11 protein-coding genes are annotated in these 19445 nt (G+C 67.8%); 7 read left to right on the top strand and 4 right to left on the bottom strand.

From position 1 onward, the window contains the following. Positions 1 to 646: 646 nt before the first annotated feature. The 3 genes from ACZ6QQ_RS26705 to ACZ6QQ_RS26695 all read right to left on the bottom strand — a co-directional run bounded on the left by ACZ6QQ_RS26705 (position 647) and on the right by ACZ6QQ_RS26695 (position 5934). Positions 647 to 2122, bottom strand: coding sequence for an arabinofuranosidase catalytic domain-containing protein (locus tag ACZ6QQ_RS26705; RefSeq protein WP_465879979.1), 1476 nt, complete (start codon positions 2120 to 2122; stop codon positions 647 to 649). Between the two features lie 136 nt (positions 2123 to 2258). Then, positions 2259 to 3824 carry an arabinofuranosidase catalytic domain-containing protein gene (locus ACZ6QQ_RS26700; protein WP_465879977.1) on the bottom strand — a complete coding sequence of 522 codons (1566 nt, stop codon included), beginning with the start codon at positions 3822 to 3824 and terminating at the stop codon, positions 2259 to 2261. 274 nt (positions 3825 to 4098) lie between these two features. After that, positions 4099 to 5934, bottom strand: coding sequence for an RICIN domain-containing protein (locus tag ACZ6QQ_RS26695; RefSeq protein WP_465879976.1), 1836 nt, complete (start codon positions 5932 to 5934; stop codon positions 4099 to 4101). 304 nt (positions 5935 to 6238) lie between these two features. Here ACZ6QQ_RS26695 and ACZ6QQ_RS26690 point away from each other — a divergent pair, with 304 nt between their 5' ends. The 4 genes from ACZ6QQ_RS26690 to ACZ6QQ_RS26675 all read left to right on the top strand — a co-directional run bounded on the left by ACZ6QQ_RS26690 (position 6239) and on the right by ACZ6QQ_RS26675 (position 11026). Beyond that, positions 6239 to 7477, top strand: a complete 1239-nt coding sequence (locus ACZ6QQ_RS26690; protein ID WP_465879974.1) for a sugar ABC transporter substrate-binding protein — start codon at positions 6239 to 6241, stop codon at positions 7475 to 7477. A gap of 145 nt (positions 7478 to 7622) precedes the next feature. After that, on the top strand, positions 7623 to 8462 hold the full coding sequence (locus ACZ6QQ_RS26685) for a carbohydrate ABC transporter permease (protein ID WP_465879973.1): 840 nt from the start codon (positions 7623 to 7625) through the stop codon (positions 8460 to 8462). Further along, positions 8459 to 9283 carry a carbohydrate ABC transporter permease gene (locus ACZ6QQ_RS26680; RefSeq protein WP_465879972.1) on the top strand — a complete coding sequence of 275 codons (825 nt, stop codon included), beginning with the start codon at positions 8459 to 8461 and terminating at the stop codon, positions 9281 to 9283. Before ACZ6QQ_RS26685 ends, ACZ6QQ_RS26680 begins: the two co-directional genes overlap by 4 nt. Before the next feature lie 30 nt (positions 9284 to 9313). After that, positions 9314 to 11026 (top strand): amylo-alpha-1,6-glucosidase, encoded by a 1713-nt coding sequence (locus tag ACZ6QQ_RS26675; protein ID WP_465879971.1) that lies wholly within the window; start codon positions 9314 to 9316, stop codon positions 11024 to 11026. A gap of 88 nt (positions 11027 to 11114) precedes the next feature. Here ACZ6QQ_RS26675 and ACZ6QQ_RS26670 read toward each other — a convergent pair whose 3' ends face one another. Beyond that, entirely contained in the window at positions 11115 to 12128 is a 1014-nt protein-coding gene (locus tag ACZ6QQ_RS26670) for a LacI family DNA-binding transcriptional regulator (RefSeq protein WP_465879970.1), read from the bottom strand. Positions 12129 to 13150: 1022 nt separating this feature from the next. Here ACZ6QQ_RS26670 and ACZ6QQ_RS26665 point away from each other — a divergent pair. The 3 genes from ACZ6QQ_RS26665 to ACZ6QQ_RS26655 all read left to right on the top strand — a co-directional run bounded on the left by ACZ6QQ_RS26665 (position 13151) and on the right by ACZ6QQ_RS26655 (position 19406). Next, the gene (locus ACZ6QQ_RS26665) at positions 13151 to 14617 is read left to right on the top strand and encodes an endo-1,4-beta-xylanase (RefSeq protein ID WP_465880050.1); all 1467 of its coding nucleotides are present in this window, start codon (positions 13151 to 13153) and stop codon (positions 14615 to 14617) included. A gap of 909 nt (positions 14618 to 15526) precedes the next feature. Continuing rightward, positions 15527 to 16858 carry a cellulose binding domain-containing protein gene (locus ACZ6QQ_RS26660; protein WP_465879968.1) on the top strand — a complete coding sequence of 444 codons (1332 nt, stop codon included), beginning with the start codon at positions 15527 to 15529 and terminating at the stop codon, positions 16856 to 16858. Positions 16859 to 17876: 1018 nt separating this feature from the next. Continuing rightward, positions 17877 to 19406, top strand: a complete 1530-nt coding sequence (locus ACZ6QQ_RS26655; protein ID WP_465879966.1) for a non-reducing end alpha-L-arabinofuranosidase family hydrolase — start codon at positions 17877 to 17879, stop codon at positions 19404 to 19406. Positions 19407 to 19445: the final 39 nt, after the last annotated feature.

Raw genomic sequence — 19445 nt, 5'->3', positions numbered from 1 at the left:
ACCCCCCCCCCCCCCCCCCCCCCCCCCCCCCCCCCCCCCCCCCCCTTCCCCCCCCCTCCCCCCCCCCCCCCCCCCCCCCCCCCCCCCCCCCCTCGCCCCCCCCCCCCCCCCCCCCCCCCCCCCCCCCCCCCGCCGAAGCTACGGCAGGTGCACCACCAGCAACGACGACCATCAGTCCCGCACGAACCGTCGTAACCCATCGCCACCGAGCCGTGGTCCAACCCGTCCACCAACGCGTGATCCCGGCCCTGCAGGTCGACCAACTGCAGCCGCCCATCGGTCTGCCGCCAGGACGCCCGCATCACCAACCGCCCCGCGCCTCGACCCGGTATACCCCGGGGCTCTGAGCCCTCGCGCGGGAAGCGGCACCCCGACGTCCTCCTGACTGCTGCGCCCGCCGCCCGGGCAGCCCCAACGCGACGGACCCCTCAGGCAGGAACCAGGAGCACCAATCAGGAGCAGTCCTCACATGGACTTTCAGAGGATGAACGCGACGGTGGAAATACTGTGCGCGCCGACGCTGATGATGACCTGTCCTTTGTCGCGCTGGTCGGCTGACTGGTAGGCGGTCATCTCCGGCGGCGGAGCCATGGAACTCCCTGTCAGGGAGATGTGCGCGCAGGAAGTCGCCGGTTGTGGGCTGTGGTCAGCTACGTGTGGACCATTGCTGGTTTTGTTGTCCGTTGCAGGACCAGAGGATGAGTTTGGTGCCGTTGGCGGTGGCGGCGGCGTTGGCGTCGAGGCAGAGTCCGGATTGGATGCCGGTGATGGTGCCGTTGGCGTTGAGGTTCCATTGCTGGTTGGTCTGGCCGTTGCAGTCCCAGATGATGGCTTGGGTGCCGTTGGTGGTGCCGGCGCCGTTGGCGTCGAGGCATTTGTTGCCGTACACCTGAAGTTGTTTGTTTGCGGTGTAGGTCCAGCGCTGCGCGGTGTTGCCGAGGCAGTCCCAGAGTTGGACCTGGGTGCCGTTGGTGGTGGTGCCGTTGGGTACGTCGATGCAGCGTCCGGACTGGCCGCCGACGATCTGGACGTTCTGTTGCGGGTTGCCGCTGCCGGCGGGCGCGTACGCGGCGGCGGCGATGTTGGCCTGTACGGCGTTCTCGGTGGCCGCTGACGGGTAGCCGGACGTCAACACGCCCTCGTAGAAGGTGCCCCGGCCGGAGACGCTGTTGTCGCCGCCGATCCCGAGGAGGATGGCCCCTTCCTTCTTCATCGGGTGGTAGCCGTTGGGGCGCGGCCCGTCGAAGTAGGTCGTCAGACCACCCGACTGCCCGTTTCCGCCCCGGATCGCCCAGTGGTTCGGCTCGCCCTTGACCATCGCGGTCACGAAGCGGTGGTTGATGGACGCGATGTTGTTGTATCCCGCGTTCACCCCGGAGAACAGCCCCCACTCCAGATCGGCCATGATCCAGGGGCCGGCGCCGGCCCCGTAGCCCCACTGCTTGTTGGCACCGAAGTAGACGGTTTCCATGATGGCGGGGGAGTCGGCTTGGCCGTCTGTCTGCGCGTTGCCGTAGTCGAAACAGCACCACTGGTTGTAGTGCGTGCCGTCGACGACGGCGTAGATACCCTCGGGCTGGTCGCCGGTGGCGACGCCGTTGGTGTTGTTGTTGCGGTAGCCGGTGCCTGGCGCGATGTAGACGCCGTACGCCTTCTGACCGCCGATGGTGATCGGGGCCGCCTTCGCGTCGGCGAGGTTGTCCCATCCTCCCGGACCCGGACCGGGCCAGTATCCGGGAGGCGCCTGGGTCAGGCGGTTGTTGCGGCCGGACTGGTCGTAGATGATGGTGATCACGCAGCTGGTGTTTGCGCAGAACGAGTCCTGCGTGGCGGCGTTGGCGTAACCGCCCGCGCTCAGCACCCCGACGTCGCGGGTGGTGTTGTCCGACGAGCGTCGCACCTGGTAGAGCGGGCCGTTGTACGCGCCGTAGAGCGCGCGGGTGGTGCTGTGCGCGGCCACGCACGGAGTGCCACCCGAGGCGTAGATGTCACACGGTCCCGTGCCGGCGGCGTGGGCGACGCCCGGCGCGTCCGAGACCACATAGACGCCAGCGCCGACGACGAGGACCAACGCGGTACCCGCGGCGGCCATGAGGCGACTCAGCCTTCTCTTCACGATCATCGAATCCTCTCCTGCGTGCGGTGGCGCTGTGATGTGACGGTGGCGGGTCGCGGCCGGTGGTGCCGCGTCCCGCCCCGGGGCCGGTGATCTCCGTGGCGAGGCCCGCGCGGTGCGAGCTGCCCGGTCCGGATACCGGTCAGCGATAGCCGGCGGATACCACGTTGGCCTGCACCGCGTTCTCGGTCGCGTCGGACGGATAGCCGGCGACCATGGCCCCTTCGTAGAAGGTCCCGGCGCTCAGGTTCGCGCCGCCGTCGGGTTTGCAGCAGTCCCCACCGCTGCCCAGGACGATGGCACCCTGCTTCTTCATCGGGCTGTATCCCGGCGGTAGCGCACCGTCCCAGAGCGTGTAGAGGCTGCCGGACTGGGCGTTGCTGCCCTTGATCGCGAAGCGCGTGGTGCCGTTGTTCTTCAGGGTCGCGGTGACGAACTTGCTGTTGAAGGCACGCTGGTTCGGGTTCCAGGAGCTGCTTCCGCCGGGGAACAGGCCCCATTCCAGGTCCGCCTGCACCCATGGGCCGGTGCCGGAGCAGCCGCCGAACCAACACTGCGTACCGAAGTTGATGGCATCCATCGCCCCGGCGGCGTCGGCCTTCCTCGTCGTCTCGCTGTTGCCGTAGTCGAAGCAGCAGCCGTTGTTCACGTGCGTGCCGCTGGTCACCATGTACATGCCCTCGGGGGCGGCACCCGTCGGCACCCCGGTCAGGTGCCCGTCCCGCCAGTAGCTGTTGCCGGGGTTGATGTACAGCGAGTACGCCTTGACACCCCCCACCGTCAGCGACTCCGAGGTGGCAATCGCCGGCTTGCTCTGTGGCGAGCCCGGAACCACGGTCGATCCCTGGTACCAGAGGTCGTTACCCCGCCCGGACTGGTCGAAGACCACCGTCACCACGCACGTCGTGCCGGCGCAGAACGAGTCCTGCGTCGCGGCGTTGGCGGTGCCGCCCGCGCTCGACAGGCCGATGTTCCGGGTGGTGTTGTCCGAGGAGCGCCGGACCTGGTACAGGTAGCCGGTGTACGTGGCATAGAGCGCCCGCGTCGTGCTGTGCGCCGCTACGCATGGGGTGCCGCTGGAGGCGTAGATGTCACACGGACGCGTGCCGGTCGGTGGGGGAGCGGTTGGTGAGGTCCATTGCTGGTTGGCGCCGCCATGGCAGGTCCAGAGGTGGACTCTGGTGCCGTTCGCGGTGCCGTAGCCGCTGGCGTCGAGGCACAGCCCGGAGTGGACCCCGGTGATGGTGCCGTTGGCGTTGACGTTCCACTGCTGGTTGGTCTGGCCGTTGCAGTCCCAGATCACTGCCGCTGTGCCGTCGGTGGAGCCCAGGCCGTACGCGTCCAGGCACTTGTTGCCGTACACCATGAGCTGTTTGCTCGACGTCCAGGTCCAGGTCTGGTTGGCACTGCCATGGCAGTCCCACAGCTGGGTCTGGGCGCCGTTGACGGTGCTGGAGTTGGAAACTTCGAGGCAGCGACCGGACGCCGTGCCCACGATTCGGGTGCTCTGCCCCGGTTCGATGGTGGCCAGCGGCGTCGGTGCCACGGCGGTGGCCTCGGCGGCCGGCGGTGGGGCACCGAGGGTGGTGCCACTGACGATGACGACGCCAATCAATGCGCTGGCCAGGACGGCCAGACGTCGGACGCGACGGCGTCCCGGCACGGGGTCGCGCGCTTGTCCTGATCCGCTGCGAGACGGGGTTCGCACGAGTGACTCCTTGGGGTCGTAGCAGCGTGAGGGCTCACCGACGGATATGGGATCGATCGATTCGTGGGCCGGCGAGGAAGCGGCGCCCACCGTTCGGCTCGACAGCGGCGCCGGGCACGGATGCCGATCTGCTTCGAGCGACTGGTTCGTGTCCTCGCCCACCGAAGGTCGACCGGGCGAGGCCGGCGGGGAAAGCAAGGTTCCACGGCCGCCCGGCGGAGAGCCAGGCGCCGCCCGCCGGCCGGACGGCCGTCCCTGACTCTCTTCGCGAGGGCTACCGCCCCCAGATCCGCCAAGTCTGGTTCAGGGGGCTGCCCTGGCCGGCCGCGTTGCAGGTCCACTGGTGGACCGGTGCACGAACCGCCGTGGAGACGCCGCTGACATCGACGCACTTGCCGCTGTGCCGCGCCACGAGTTGGTAGTCGTGCGAGTCGTTGCCCGCGTAGGTCACCTTGCGGAGGCTGAACTGCTGGTTGAGGCCGTTCAGGCAGGTCCACTGGTGCACGGCCGCACCGTCGGCGGTGGATACGCCGCTGACGTCGAGGCATTTGCCGCTCTGCTGGTTGACCACCGTGTACGTGTTGGCCACCCCGGCGACCGGACGGAAGTTCCAGAGCTGCTGGTCGCCACCGTCGCAGTAGTACTGCTGTTGGACGTTGCCGTCGCTGCCGCTCAGACCGGGGTTGTCCAGACACTGCTGGGAGTGCTGGGCCACCGCCACCGACTGGAAGCCTCCGTCGGAGGGCGGCAGCAGGGTGACGGTGTAGGTGTCGCTCTGGTTGGTGTACGGCAGGGTCACGGTGGCGTTGTTGTTGGATACGTTGACCACGCTGTTCGAGACCGTGACCGGGCCCTGCACCGCACCGCCGCCGTTGTGCGGGATGCGCTGTGTGAGCACCCGCACCTGGTTGTTCTGCACGACGCCGCTGGTGGTGTCCAGGCGTTGCAGGTTGACGGTCAGGTTCCCGGTCGTACGACCACCGCCGACCAGGACCTTCGCCGTGCCGGTCGCCTTCGTGGCGAACGCGTCGTACGACGGGCTGGCGGTCACCGAGGCGATCTGCCCGGTCTGGGAGGCGTAGTAGCGGTAGACCCACCACTCGCCCTTGGGCTGGTGCTGCCCGGCCGAGTTGCGGACCAACAGGTTGCCGAGGTCGTTGTGCAGGTTGCCGCCGCCGGCCCAGTTGGCCCGTAGGCCGTCCGCCCGAGCGCGCTCCAGCCGCGAGATGTACCAGGCGCCGTCGGCCGGGTTCTGCTCCTCGGGCGCGCCGTACTCGTTGATCTGGTACGGACGCGGGTGGGCGATGCCGCGCGGGTCGAGGGTGGCGTTGGCGGCGGCGACGTTGGCGACCGGGTCACCCGGCAGCGAGTGCCAGCTGATGATGTCCGGCACCGTGTTGGTCGAGCGGACGAAGTCCAGGTACTGGTTCCAGAAGGTGTGCGTGGTCGACGGTACGCAGGCGCAGCTCGGGCCGACGATGAGCTGGTTGGGGAACTCCGCCCGGATGCGCTGGTGGGTGCGCCGCCACAGTTCGAGGTACTGGGAGATCGGGCGGTTCCAGAACAGGGTGATGTTGGGCTCGTTCCAGATGTCCCACTGGACGGACAGCCCGGACGCCCGGACGTCGTCGATGAGCCGGGTCAGGAAGTTGTCGTAGTCGGTCCAGTTTCCGTTGTCGCCGGGGAAGCGGGAGATGCCGGCGCCGTCCGCGCCCCAGAGGTCGTGCGGCAGGAGAATGAACTGACCGCCCAGGGCGACGGTCCGACGCGCCTGGGCGAGGGTGGAGTTCCAGCGGCGGTCGTAGGTCCCACCGACCCAGCCACTGCCCGGCAGTTGCGCGCCACCGGCGCGCATGTACTGGAACTTGACGTCTCGATAGAAGTGGTCGGCCGGACCGCTGGCGTTCTCGGTCATGCCGTAGATCCATCCGGACGCGCGGTAGGTCGGCGTGCCGGTGGTCGTGGAGAAGTTGACGCTGATCGACTCGTCGGCAGCCTGGGCGGTAGGCGCGGCGACGGTTACGGCGGTGGCGGCGGCGAGCAGGCCGACCACGAGTCGGGCGACGAGCCCGCGGGCTCGTCCTGGCCTGCCGCGGGACGGGGTTTTCACGGGCGGCTCCTTGCTGGGCGTGGTGGACGCTCTCCGGAGGCTGCGCTTGCGAATCGATTCGAATGGATCGTAGGACCGGACACTGAACTGTGTCAATGAAGTGACGGCGTGGTGAAGGTGGCGTTTCCAAGTGTTGCCTCGACGCACTTGGGCACCTCTTGACCGGTGAGCACGGGCGGTCCTATCTTCGGGCGAACCGATTCGTCGAACCGATTCGCCTCATGGTCGGACCACGTTCGGCCCCGCGACGGTCACCACCACCCCACACACCCCACCTGACGATCGACTTGAAGTGAGGCAACAGATGACCGGACTCAGCCGTCGACGACGCCTCGCCGCCGTCGCCGTGATAGCACTCTCCACGGTGGCGGGGGCCGCCTGTTCGTCGGCCGCCGACGGCCCCTCCGACGGCGGTGCCTATCTCGTCTGGGACCCGTATCCCCAGTTCGCCGATGACTCCGAGTGGGTCGCCCTGCTCAACAGGTGCGGCACCTCGGCGGGAGTGACCGTCGAGCGGACCGGCTACGACACCACCGACCTGACCAACAAGACACTCCTCGCCGCCCAGCAGGGAAACTCGCCGGACGTGCTGATCGTGGACAACCCGGTGGTCTCGACACTGGCCGAGGCCGGCGCGCTCACCACCACCGAGGAGAACAAGCTGGACGTCTCGGCCACGGAGACGAACCTGCTCGGTGCCGGCCAGAGCGACGGCAAGACGTACGGGGTGCCGATCGGGGCGAACACCCTCGCCCTCTACTACAACAAGGACCTGCTGACCGCCGCCGGCGTCGACCCGGCCACGATCAAGGACTGGACGTCGTTGACCGCGGCGCTGACCAAGGTCAAAGCCGGAGGGAAGAAGGGCATCACCTTCTCGGCGATCGGCACCGAGGAGGGCAGCTTCCAGTTCCTGCCCTGGTTCTGGGGGTCCGGAGCACAGCTGACCAGTCTGGACTCACCGCAGGCGGTGTCCGCGCTGACGCTGTGGAGCGACTGGCTCAAGCAAGGCCACGCCCCGAACTCCGTCATCAACAACACCCAGACCACGAGTTGGCAGGAGTTCGCCGCCGGCGACTACGCGTTCGCCGAGAACGGCACCTGGCAGATGGCCAACGCAGAGAAACTCGGCTTCACGTACGGCATCATCCCGATCCCGGCCAGCACGGGCGGCCCGGCGCCGGCGCCGACCGGCGGTGAGTTCGTCTCCATCCCGGTGCAGAAGAAGACGGACCGGTACGCGACATCGCAGAAACTCGTCGCCTGTCTGACCAACGCCGACAATCTCCTCACCACCGACACCACACTCTCCTACGTCGCACCCGTCGCCGCCGTTCAGGATCGGCAGGCGGCCACGGACCCGAAGCTCAAGGTCTGGGTGGAGGCGGTCCGGGCGGCCAAGGGCCGCACCGGTGACAACCTCGGCACGAAGTACCCGAAGATCTCCGAATCCCTCTGGACTGCGGTGCAGGCAGCCCTCAGCGGCGGGAAGTCACCGCAGGAGGCGTTGACCACCGCGCAGGCCGCGGCCTCGACCAGGTAAGCGCCGAACCCACACCATGCGCACTACACGAACCTCCACCACCGCACGAGACCAGGGTGGGGCGGCGACGGCCGCCCCACCCTGGCCGCCCCCGTCCCGCGTCCGCCAGCCCCACCGATGGTTGGCGTGGGGCTTCCTGGCACCGGTGACCGTCTACCTGGCGGCCTTCTACGCCTACCCGCTCTACCGCAACGTCGAGCTGAGCCTGCGCGAGTACACCGTCCGCTCGTTCGTGCAGGGCGGCGCACCCTTCGCCGGCCTGGACAACTACCATACGATCCTGGCGGACCCGGCCTTCTGGCCTACGCTGGTACACACCCTGGTCTTCACCGCCGCGTCGCTCGCCTTCCAGTTCACCATCGGCATGGCCCTGGCGCTCTTCTTCCACCAGCACTTCCCGCTGTCGCGCACGCTGCGGGCGCTGATCCTCGTACCGTGGCTGCTGCCGCTGATCGTCTCGGCGTCGACCTGGTCGTGGCTGCTCAACAGCGACTCGGGGCTGGTCAACGCCGCCTTGGGCGTCATCGGTATCGACCAGGTCAACTGGCTCACCTCGCCGGGCTGGTCGCTCACCTCAGTCATCATCGCGAACGTCTGGATCGGCATCCCGTTCAACCTGGTGGTGCTGTACAGCGGCCTGCAGGCGATCCCGGTCCAGGTGTACGAGGCGTCCGCGCTCGACGGCGCGACGGGCTGGAAACGATTCTGGTCGATCACCTTCCCGTTGCTGCGCCCCGTCTCCGCGATCACGCTGCTGCTGGGGCTGATCTACACGCTGAAGGTCTTCGACATCATCTGGATCATGACCAGGGGCGGGCCGACCGGCTCCTCCGCCACGCTCGCCACCTGGTCGTACCGACTCGGCTTCGGCAACCTGCTGCCCGAGTTCGGCCCGGGTGCGGCCGTCGGCAACCTGCTCATCGTGATGGCCCTGATCGCCGGGCTCGTCTACATCCGGATCCAGCGAAGGCAGAACCTGCCATGACCACCTCCGCACCCCGGGCCTGGTGGAAGACCGCCGTCGGCCTGGTGCTGACCGGGCTGATGCTCTTCCCCGTCTACTGGATGCTCAACGTGTCGTTCACCCGGGACCAGGACATGCGGGTTAGCCCCCCACACCTGTTCCCGACCAACGGCACGCTGGACGGCTACCGGGCCGTACTCGACCAACAGTTGCCCTACCTCGGCACCAGCTTCCTGGTCGGTCTCGGCACGGTGGCGCTGACCGTGGCGCTGGCCGCCCCCGCCGGATACGCGTTGGCGAAGCTGCGGCCGCCCGGCGGCTCGGTGCTGAGCTTCGTTCTGCTGATCGCGCAGATGATTCCGGGAATCATCATGGCGATGGGTTTCTATGCCATCTATCTCAATCTCGGCGTCCTCAACACGCTGCCGGGCCTGGTCCTGGCCGACTCGACACTGGCGGTGCCGTTCGCCGTGTTGATCTTCACGGCCTTCATGTCCGGCATTCCCGACGAACTGCTTCAGGCGGCCGTTGTCGACGGCGCCGGTCGGCTGCGGACCTTCTGGTCGGTCGTGCTGCCGGTCAGCCGCAACTCGATCGTCACGGTGTCGCTGTTCGCGTTCCTGTGGTCCTGGTCGGACTTCATCTTCGCCTCGACCCTGGCGGGCGGGGGAGACCACCAGCCGATCACCCTCGGCATCTACCACTACATCGGCAACAACAATCAGCAGTGGAACGCCATCATGGCCACCGCCGTCGTCGCCTCCATCCCCGCCACCGTGCTGCTGGTCCTGGCCCAGCGGTACGTCTCGATGGGCGTCACCGCCGGCGCAGTCAAGGACTGACCACCCGCACCAGAAAGGCAACCGCCACCCATGACCGTCGCCCCGTCCGGTCCGGAATTCTCCATCCAGGACATCCCGTTCAGCTACCGCGGCTCCTGGCTCAACATATCCCCGGTGGTAGCCGAGAAGACGTACGCCGACGACCTGCACCTGGTCTCCCACCAGACCGGGCTGCACCCCGTGTTGCGCCTCGCCCCCGCGGCCGCCGGCACCACGGTCGTCGCCACGCCCGCACTGCTGACCTGGCGAACCGACCCGGGCCGGATCGAGGCCGTCTACGACGGACCCGACACCCTGCGGATCCGTGGTCGGCGGCTCGGCCTGCGGATAGCCGCAGCGGCGCGCGTCCTCACCCCGTTCGGCGGCACCTACCTCTACCGCGACCCGGTCGACGATTCACACGTGTTCACCTCGTACGAGACCGGGCGCCGCTACCGGATCACGGTGCTCTCCGGCGCCCTCCACCGGGCCGAAGGCGTGCAGGCGCTCGCCACCGCGGACCGTTTCCTGGACCTACCCGCTGACCGGCCCTGGGAGATCGCGATCGAGGAGTACGCCACCGCCCGCCGGCCGTACACCGCCTCCGCCACCTTCGACCAGCTGTGCCACGACCGGAGCACCGAGTTCACCGCGTTCGTCGACGCGGTCGCGCCGTGGCGTGGCGCGGACACCCCGTCCGCCGAACTGGCCGCGTACGTCCTGTGGTCGGCCACCGTCGCCCCGGCGGGCTTCGTCACCCGACCGGCCGTCCTGATGTCCAAGCACTGGATGGACAAGGTGTGGAGCTGGGACCACTGCTTCAACGCGATCGCACTGGCGGCCGGCGATCCGGAGCTCGCCTGGCACCAATTCCATCTTCCCTTCGACCACCAGGACGAGGCCGGCGCACTGCCCGACTCGATCACTCACTCGGAGATCCTGCACAACTACGTCAAGCCCCCCATCCACGGCTGGGCCCTGCGGCACCTGCGCCGACGCCTACTTGAGCAGCCGGACCGGGCGGCGCTGGCGCAGACGTACGACCGGCTGGTCCGCTGGACCGGTTTCTGGCTCGACGCACGCCGAGCCCCCGGCCACGACCTGCCGCACTATCAGCACGGCAACGACAGCGGCTGGGACAACGCCACCACCTTCGACGACGACCGGGTCCTCGAGACGGCCGACCTCGCCGCGTTCCTGGTCTCGCAACTGCGCTGCCTGGCCGATCTCGCCATCGAGTTGGGCGAGCCCGCCGACCGGTGGTCGCGGGAGGCCGACCGGATCCACACGGCCATGCTGCGGGACCTGTGGGACGGTGAGCGCTTCACCGCCCGCAGCCCCCACACCGGCCGGCGGCGGGCGAGTCGCAGCCTGCTCGACCTGATGCCCGTCGCCCTCGGTGCCGACCTGCCCGCCCCGGTCGCCGACGCTCTGGCCCGGGGCATAGAGACGCACCTGACCACGCACGGGCTGGCCACCGAGCCGACGGACTCGGCCGACTACCTCGCCGACGGCTACTGGCGGGGCCCGATCTGGGCGCCCTCGACGGTGCTGGTCGAGGACGGCCTGCGGCGGGCCGGACACACCCGGATCGCCGACGACATCAGTCAACGGTTCCTCGCGTTGTGTGAGAAGTCCGGCTTCGCGGAGAACTTCGACGCCGAGACCGGTACCGGGCTCCGGGACCGCGCGTACACGTGGACCGCCAGCAGCTACCTCATCCTCGCCGCGGCCCAGGAGGAGCGGCGAATCACGGGCCGGTAGCCGGACCTAGCCAGCGGGCCCGGTAGGGCCCGCTGGGCAGCGTCGACCTCCGGCTACCGGGGCGCCGATCCAAGCCGCCGGGACCGGATCAGCGGGACCGGACCGGGCCGGTGCTGGAGCGCAAGGAGATGGGCGGGCTGTATAGACGGTGGCGTGGCACGGCCCCGGGCGCGGCGATGATCTCCAGCAGCAGCCCCACCGCCTCGGCGCCCATCTCACGCGTCGGAACATCCGCAGCGGTCAACGGCGGGTGGAAATCCTCCGCCCAGTGCTGTGCGGCGACCCCGGTGACGGAGAAGTCAACCGGCACGGACAGCCCGGCACCGGTCAGCGCACGCTGCATCCCGGGCAGCGCCGCCTCGTTGATGGTGGCCACCGCCGTGACGTCCGGGTGCGTCGCGAGCAACTGCTCCAGACACGCCTCACCGGCAGCCGTCTCATCGCCGCAGCAGACATCGATGCCAATCAGGCCCCGCTCCGTCGTCGCCGCCCGGAAGCCGGCCAGCGCTCGATGGGCGGGGCCGTAACCCGTGGCCACCAACTCGGCGGAACGGTTCACGAGCGCCACGTGCCGGTGCCCCAGATCGGCCAGGTGGTGCACGCAGCGGGCGATCAGACCGGCGTAGTCGATATCTATCCAACTCATACCGTGCGGATCGGCGGTCCGGCCAATCGTGACGAACGGCAGGCCCGCCTTGGCCAGCTGAGTTACGCGGTCGTCCTCCAACCGGATCTCCATCAGGACCACACCATCCACCCGTCGTCCGGTGACGATCCGCTCGAATGACCGGTCGTGGTCGCCACCGGACGGCGAAAGCAGCACATCCAGGTCATGGCGGGCGGCCGCCTCGACGACGCTGGCGACGAAGCCCAACTGCATGTCGGTCAACCGCTGGCTCGCAGGAGGGATCACCAGCCCGAGGGTCCGGGTGCGCCCTTCCTTCAGAGCACGGGCGCTGGCGTTCGGCCGGTAGTCCAGCTCGTCGATGACCGCCTGGATCCGCTGCCGGGTCGCCTCCGATACCGTCCGCTTCCCGCTCAGCACATAGGATACGGTGCTGCGGGACACCCCCGCCCGGCGGGCGATCTCCCCGATGTTCATACATCGCCCTCGAATCGATTCTTGCCCCGACACGGGGACGCGCCATCCTTCCGAAAGAGCATAGCCGTCCTGCACCACAGCCTCGAACGAGAGCGTTTCCGACAGCGGTGGATGATTAGCACCGCTGAACAGCAGGTCAGGGCCTTGCCTCACTGTTTTCGAGGCTGTGGAAGTCATCCGAACAGGCCTGCGTCGAGATGCTCGGCGGCGACCTTGAGGTACGCCTACGCCGGCGAGGTAGGTCAGGCAGGCGTGACGCACCGCGTTACTCATCCTTGGGGTTGATCAGGCCCCTCTCGTCGCGTCAGCAGTGCCAGCCCAGACCTTGGGGATGCGATCTGATCACGGGGCTGCCTGTTCGGGCTGACGGGCGAGGCGGAAGAGGAGGTCCTCGCGCCCGTGTCCGCCGGCGCCGGGCGACTCGCCGCCGTGCACACCGGCGAGAAGACCCGGCGATTCCCGCAGCCGCCGATGTCCCGACGTGAGCCGCCCGGAGCCGGCTCAGAGCACGTCGGCAGCGGGGTGTTCGTGAGCTGGATGAGCCGAGCATCGCCGTCGGCACGGGCTGTGAGCGATAACAAGACCGCCGTCAGATCCTTGGCGTCGAGGCGACGCGGCTCGTCGGCTGGTTGGCCTGCGGGAGTCGACAGTAGGTGGGCGAGGCCCATCCTGGGTGCATCGATGTGATTTGGGGGGGGGTTGGTGTGGACGGTTCGTTACGTCTTGACGAACAACATGTTATCGCTCACTCTCGATGGAGAGGATGACGGCACCTGTGGCTCACCGGGCGAGCCCGACAGGTCGCGCCTCGGATCATGACGTCCCCCAGGGCATGCGGACGTTGCCTCAGGACTCCCGGCAGTTGCCGGGGACTGCTCACCGGACTTCTGCGACGGTGCGGTGCGGCCCAGGATGACCGTCTCGGATTCCTCGGCCAAGCCGGTGTCGGCCGTCCCGAACGGTTGGTCCTGAGCGGAATTAGCACACCGCCACCATCGATGCCACCAGTGAGAAGGATCGAGATGAAACCCAGGAAAAGTCTGCTAGCGGCCGCAACCCTCGCGGTCGCGCTGACCGCGGGTATGACGGTCACGCTGGCCTCTGCGGCCAGTGCTGGCACGACCCTGAAGACGGCGGCGGCCGAGAAGGGCCGATACTTCGGTGCCGCCGTCGCGACGGGCAAGCTCTCCGACAGCCAGTACGTCGGCATCCTCAACAGCGAGTTCAACAGCGTCGTGGCCGAGAACGAGATGAAATGGGACGCCACGGAGCCTCAGCAGGGCCGTTTCACCTACACCGGCGGTGATCGTCTGGTCAGTCACGCGCAGGCGAATGGCATGAGCGTGCGTGGTCATGCCCTGCTCTGGCACGCGCAGCAGCCGGGTTGGGCGCAGGGCATGTCCGGCAGTGCGTTGCGTAGCGCCGCGATCAACCATGTGACCCAGGTCGCGACCCATTTCCGGGGCAAGATCTACGCCTGGGACGTGGTGAACGAGGCGTTCGCCGACGGGGGCAGCGGCGGGCGACGTGACTCGAATCTGCAGCGTACCGGCAACGACTGGATCGAGGCGGCGTTCCGCGCCGCGCGGGCGGCCGACCCGGGTGCGAAGTTGTGTTACAACGACTACAACACCGACGGGATCAACGCGAAGTCGACCGGCATCTACAACATGGTTCGGGACTTCAAGTCCCGTGGCGTGCCGATCGACTGCGTGGGTTTCCAGTCGCACCTGGGCACCTCGCTGGCGGGGGACTACCAGGCGAATCTGCAGCGTTTCGCTGACCTGGGCGTCGACGTGCAGATTACCGAGCTGGACGTGATGACCGGTGGCAACCAGGCCAACATCTTCGGCTCGGTCACCCGCGCCTGCCTGGCCGTCTCGCGCTGTAACGGCATCACGGTATGGGGCGTGCGCGACAGCGACTCCTGGCGAGGCACCGACAACGCCCTGCTTTTCGATCGGTCGGGTAACAAGAAGGCGGCGTACACCTCCGTCCTCGACGCCCTCAACGCCGGCTCCAACCCGCCCTCCACGCCCCCGCCGGGTTCCCCGGTGGACACCAGCGCCTGGTACGTGTTGCTGAATCGGAACAGTGGCAAGGCGCTGGACGTGTACAACCAGGCGACCACTGACGGCGCGCGAATCACGCAGTGGGCCCGGAACAACGGCGTGAACCAGCAGTGGCAGTTCGTGGACTCAGGTGGTGGCTACTACCGGCTGAAGTCCCGGCACTCCGGCAAGGTGCTGGACGTCTACAACTTTTCCACCGCGGACTCCGCGGCGATCGTCCAATGGAGCGACGGCAACGGTACGAACCAGCAGTTCCGGCTCGCCGAATCCGCCGGTGGTTACGTGCGAGTGATCAACCGCAACAGCGGCAAGGCCGTCGAGGTGCAGGCCGCGTCCACCGCTGACGGGGGGAACATCGTTCAGTACACGGACTGGGGTGGCAACAACCAACAGTGGCAACTGGTCCGCATCGGATAACGACCGGACCGTAACCATCAGCCTCCGCCGGTCGCAGGTCCGGTACCAGGGATCGAACCCGGCTCCGGCAGCGGGTACACCCGCTGAGCCGGCACTCCGGTGGCGTGGACGGCATCCGTCCGCGCCACCGGTGGTGCTGCTGATGTAGCCCACGGTGGGGGATGTTCCCGCGGCAGGTCGTTGTAACTGGCGTTGGTGACGGTCACCTGGTTGCCCTGTTGGCTGTGGGTGCCGTTCCATGCCTGGGACTCCTGCCAGGGCCGAGGGCACCTCACTGGGTGGGGCATCCGGGGTGGCCCGTGAACGGTGCGGTCGCGCGGGCGGAGGGCCGCCGGCCTGCTGCGACGTCTCTCGCCGCGTTCGACCCGTTGAGCGTGTTATCGATAACATGCTATCTTTCGGTGCGGGAGCGAGGGCACGCTCCCGGTCACCTCAGTCAGCCGGCAAAGGCACGCCCGAGGGCACGCCCTCCCGCCGCCTTCCCGGTCGGTGACCAGTCCGGGCCGCTCTGCCGATGCCAGGCGACCGCACACGGTCGCCGGACGACTTCGGTCCGGCCGCATGCCCGGCTTCCGATGCCCCGTCGCAGGTAACCACCGGCACCGACGGACGGCCCGCAGACCACCCTGTGTACGCCGCGCCGGCCTGCAGGAGCATGTCGGCCCGCATCGGAAGGACCACCGCCATGCCTCCACGGAGCAGTGCCAGAAACATTCGCGAACACATTGTCGAACGGCCGGACCGTCGTCCCGGCCGCGCTGAACGGCGGGTCCACCGGCCCGGAACCGAATCGTCGACGGCGAGGAGACGGGGTGAGGTCGTTATCCGCATCCTGCTGTCGCAACGGGGCGCGGCCGGCGGTGGCCGGGTCGAGTTCGCGCAGTACCACCGGTGGCAAGGAGGCGAGCAATGGTGAACCCGAGACACCTCATCTCATCCATCGCGGTCGCGGCGGTACTCCTCGCGGCCACCGCCAGCGGCATGCTGAGCGGTGGCTTGCGCGGAGCTGCGGTGGCCGCGACGAACGGCACCTTCGCGACGACCGCGGGCTGTGGCAAGGCCCCCACGCTGACCAGCGGGACGCACACGATTCAGAGCAGTGGACAGAGTCGCAGCTACATCCTCCGGGTTCCGGACGGGTACGACAGAAATAACCCCTACCGGCTGATCTTCGGCTTCCACTGGCTGAACGGCTCGGCCAACAACGTCGCCTCGGCCGGCTACTACGGGCTTGCGCCGCTGTCGAACAACAGCACGATCTTCGTCGCGCCCCAAGGCCTCAACGCCGGCTGGGCCAACACCAACGGTCGGGACCTGACCCTCTTCGACGACATCTCCCGGCAGATCGAGAACGACCTCTGCGTCGACACGACCCGGCGTTTCGCCCTGGGCTGGAGCTACGGCGGGGCCATGAGCTACGCGGTTGCCTGCGCCCGGCCCACTGTCATCCGCGCGGTCACCGTCCTGTCCGGCGCCAACCTCAGTGGATGTAACGGTGGCAGCCAACCCGTCGCCTACTTCGGCATCCACGGCACCTACGACAGCGTGCTGAACATCTCCCAGGGTCGGTCGCTGCGCGACACGTTCGTCAGGAACAACGGCTGTACCGCGCAGAACCCGGGCGAGCCAAGCCGAGGCAGCCTCACCCACATCACCACCACCTATTCTGGCTGCCGAGCCGGTTACCCGGTGCAGTGGGCCGCGTTCGACGGAGACCACACCCCCAGCCCGGTCGACGGGTCCTCCAGCCCCAACGACGCCAGGACCTGGACCTCGGGGGAGATCTGGAGATTCTTCACCCAGTTCCCGTCCGACACACCCCCCACGACCCCGCCAACCACGACCCCGCCAACCACGACCCCGCCAACAACCACACCGCCAACAACCACACCGCCAACCACGACCCCGCCGACCACCCCGCCGCCGACCGGTGGACCGGGCATCTGTGCCGCCACCTACAGCTCGGTCAACAGCTGGCCCGGCGGCTTCCAGGGTGAGGTCACGGTTTCCAATAGCACCGCCACCACAGTCAACGGCTGGACCGTACGCCTGACCCTGGCCAGTGGTCAGACCATCAGCAGCCTCTGGAATGGCACCCACACGGGCACCACCGGCAACGTCACCGTCCAAAACGCCCCCTACAACGGCACATTGGGCCCGAACGCCTCGACCACCTTCGGGTTTACCGCGACTGGCAACGGCAACCTCCCGCCCAGCAACATCACCTGCACCAGCCCCTGAACGTGCCAGAACCAGGGCCCGGAGCCACTTGGCTCCGGGCCGCAGGGCAGCGGACCGGGGCGAAGCCCGGGGTCTTCGCAACCAGGTTCGCCGCCCCTAACGTCCCGCTCCGATTGCCGACACTGTCCGCGTAGCCCGCGAGCCGGACCCAACCTCTGCGCCCAGGTGATGAAGATTCGGCAGGGCCCGGGTCGTGCACCGGGCCGTGTACGTCATGGACGGGAATCAGCCTCGACAGGAACGCGACGTGCTCGGGATCTGGGCCGGCGCTGGCCGGCCAAGGTGCCAGCAGTGGGTGGCCCACCCCACCGAGCTGCGTGGTCGGGGCGTGCAGGGCGTCTCGGAGTCTACTCGGACGGCGTGAGGGGCATGACCGACGCGATCGAGCAGGTGTGGCTCCACGCCATGCACCAGCAGTGCGTCGTGCAGCTCCTCCGGGCGTCCCTGCCCCAGGCGAACCGCGCATCCTGCTCGGCTAACCAGAGCTGTCTGTCACCACGGTGAATCAGAGCCGTTGGATTCGCCGTCCCCAAGGTGGCGAACAGCCGCCATACGTCCGTGCGCGGTGGGCGACGGCGCTGCGGCTCCGGGCCCTGACCGACGGTTCACGGAGCAGGACCAGGTCGACCGATTTATGCGCAAGCATCTATGTTGTCGCCAACATGCCCACTTTCTTGGGTGCGCTGTCCTGGTCCGTGTCCGTGGGTGGGTGGCGCTTGTGGGGGATCGGTGGGGAACGCGGTTGCGCCAGGGGGCGGTGCGCCGCCGGCCGATAGACCCATGACGTTACGACTTGACGAACGGCATGTTATCGCTCACAGTCGATGGCTAAGGACGACGACGCCTGTGGCTTACCGGGCAAGCCTGCTTCGTCGGACCGTGGATCAGGCATGCGCCAAGGGCAGGCATGCGGAGCTCTTGTTAACGCTGACATTTCTGGCGCATGCGCCCCGGCTCATGTGCCGTGGGTGCTCATCTCCGGGTGGACCGTTCGGCCCTTGGTCATTGAAGGAGGATCATGTCTGCATTTGGTAGGTCTGGATCGATCGCGCCGCCGTCGCGGCGGCGTGGGTGGTTGCCGCGGATCGTCGCCGCTGGCGTCACGGCGGTGGTGGTCGGTGGCGCCGCCGCCGCGGTGGTGTCGACGCCGGCGGCCGCGGCGACGGTCGACACGAGCGCGTGGTACGTGTTGATCAATCGCAACAGTGGCAAGGCGTTGGACGTGTACAACCTGGCCACGAACGACGGTGCGCGGATCACCCAGTGGGCCCGGAACGACGGCAACCAGCAGCAGTGGCAGTTCGTCGACTCCGGCGGCGGCTACTACCGCTTGAAGTCACGGCTGTCGGGCAAGGTGCTGGACGTCTACAACTGGTCGACCGCCAACAGTGCCAGCATCGTGCAGTGGACCGACGCCAACGGGTCCAACCAGCAGTTCCGGCTGGCGGACTCGGCCGACGGCTACGTCCGACTGATCAACCGAAACAGCAACAAGGTCGTGGAGGTGCAGGGCGCCTCGACCGCCGACGGCGGGAACATCGTGCAGTACGACGACTGGAACGGCAACAACCAGCAGTGGCAACTCGTACGCGTGGGCGGCGGAGGCAACCCCACCACGCCTCCGACTACGCCACCCGGCACGTGCGCGCTTCCCTCGACGTACCGCTGGACATCGACGGGGTCGCTGGCGAACCCGAGGTCGGGGTGGGTCTCGCTCAAGGATTTCACCACCGTCCCCTACAACGGCAGGCACCTCGTCTATGCGACGACACACGACACGGGAACGTCGTGGGGCTCGATGAACTTCGGTCTCTTCACGAACTGGTCCGACATGGCGTCGGCCAGCCAGAACGCGATGTCTTCCTCCACCGTTGCACCCACGCTCTTCTACTTCGCCCCGAGAAACATCTGGGTGCTTGCCTACCAGTGGGGTGGGACCGCATTCTCCTACCGGACGTCGAGCGATCCCACTAATGCGAACGGGTGGTCATCGCAGCAGGTGCTCTTCTCCGGAAGCATTTCCGACTCCAATACGGGGCCCATTGACCAGGCGCTCATCGGTGACGGCACGAACATGTACCTGTTCTTCGCCGGGGACAACGGCAGGATCTACCGGGCCAGTATGCCCATCGGGAACTTTCCGGGCAGCTTCGGTACGACATCGACGGTGATCATGAGCGACACGACGAACAATCTGTTCGAAGCCGTTCAGGTCTACAAGATCCAGGGCCAGAACCAATACCTCATGATCGTCGAGGCGATCGGCTCGCAGGGTCGCTACTTCCGCTCGTTCACCGCCAGCAGCCTGGGTGGTTCGTGGACGCCGCAGGCCGCGACCGAGAGCAATCCCTTCGCCGGCAAGGCCAACAGCGGTGCCACCTGGACCAACGACATCAGCCACGGCGAACTGATTCGCACCAGCGCCGATCAGACCATGACCATCAATCCCTGCAATCTGCAGTTTCTCTACCAGGGACGTTCTCCCAACTCCGGCGGCGACTACGGCCTGCTGCCCTACCGGCCGGGTCTGTTGACACTGCAGCGCTAGTGGCATGACGCAGGTCCGGCTCGGGTGTTCCTGGCGTTC

It is taken from the genome of Micromonospora sp. NPDC049529 (genome assembly GCF_055586685.1).
Note: the sequence above shows the minus strand (reverse complement) of the source record. Positions and strands in the feature narration are given on the sequence as shown.

Bases quoted from the DNA above. Each gene is read 5' to 3' on its own strand.
- ACZ6QQ_RS26705 (WP_465879979.1), bottom strand. From the start codon at position 2,122: ATGATCGTGAAGAGAAGGCTGAGTCGCCTCATGGCCGCCGCGGGTACC.
- ACZ6QQ_RS26690 (WP_465879974.1), top strand. From the start codon at position 6,239: ATGACCGGACTCAGCCGTCGACGACGCCTCGCCGCCGTCGCCGTGATA.
- ACZ6QQ_RS26680 (WP_465879972.1), top strand. From the start codon at position 8,459: ATGACCACCTCCGCACCCCGGGCCTGGTGGAAGACCGCCGTCGGCCTG.
- ACZ6QQ_RS26675 (WP_465879971.1), top strand. From the start codon at position 9,314: ATGACCGTCGCCCCGTCCGGTCCGGAATTCTCCATCCAGGACATCCCG.
- ACZ6QQ_RS26670 (WP_465879970.1), bottom strand. From the start codon at position 12,128: ATGAACATCGGGGAGATCGCCCGCCGGGCGGGGGTGTCCCGCAGCACC.
- ACZ6QQ_RS26665 (WP_465880050.1), top strand. From the start codon at position 13,151: ATGAAACCCAGGAAAAGTCTGCTAGCGGCCGCAACCCTCGCGGTCGCG.
- ACZ6QQ_RS26660 (WP_465879968.1), top strand. From the start codon at position 15,527: ATGGTGAACCCGAGACACCTCATCTCATCCATCGCGGTCGCGGCGGTA.
- ACZ6QQ_RS26655 (WP_465879966.1), top strand. From the start codon at position 17,877: ATGTCTGCATTTGGTAGGTCTGGATCGATCGCGCCGCCGTCGCGGCGG.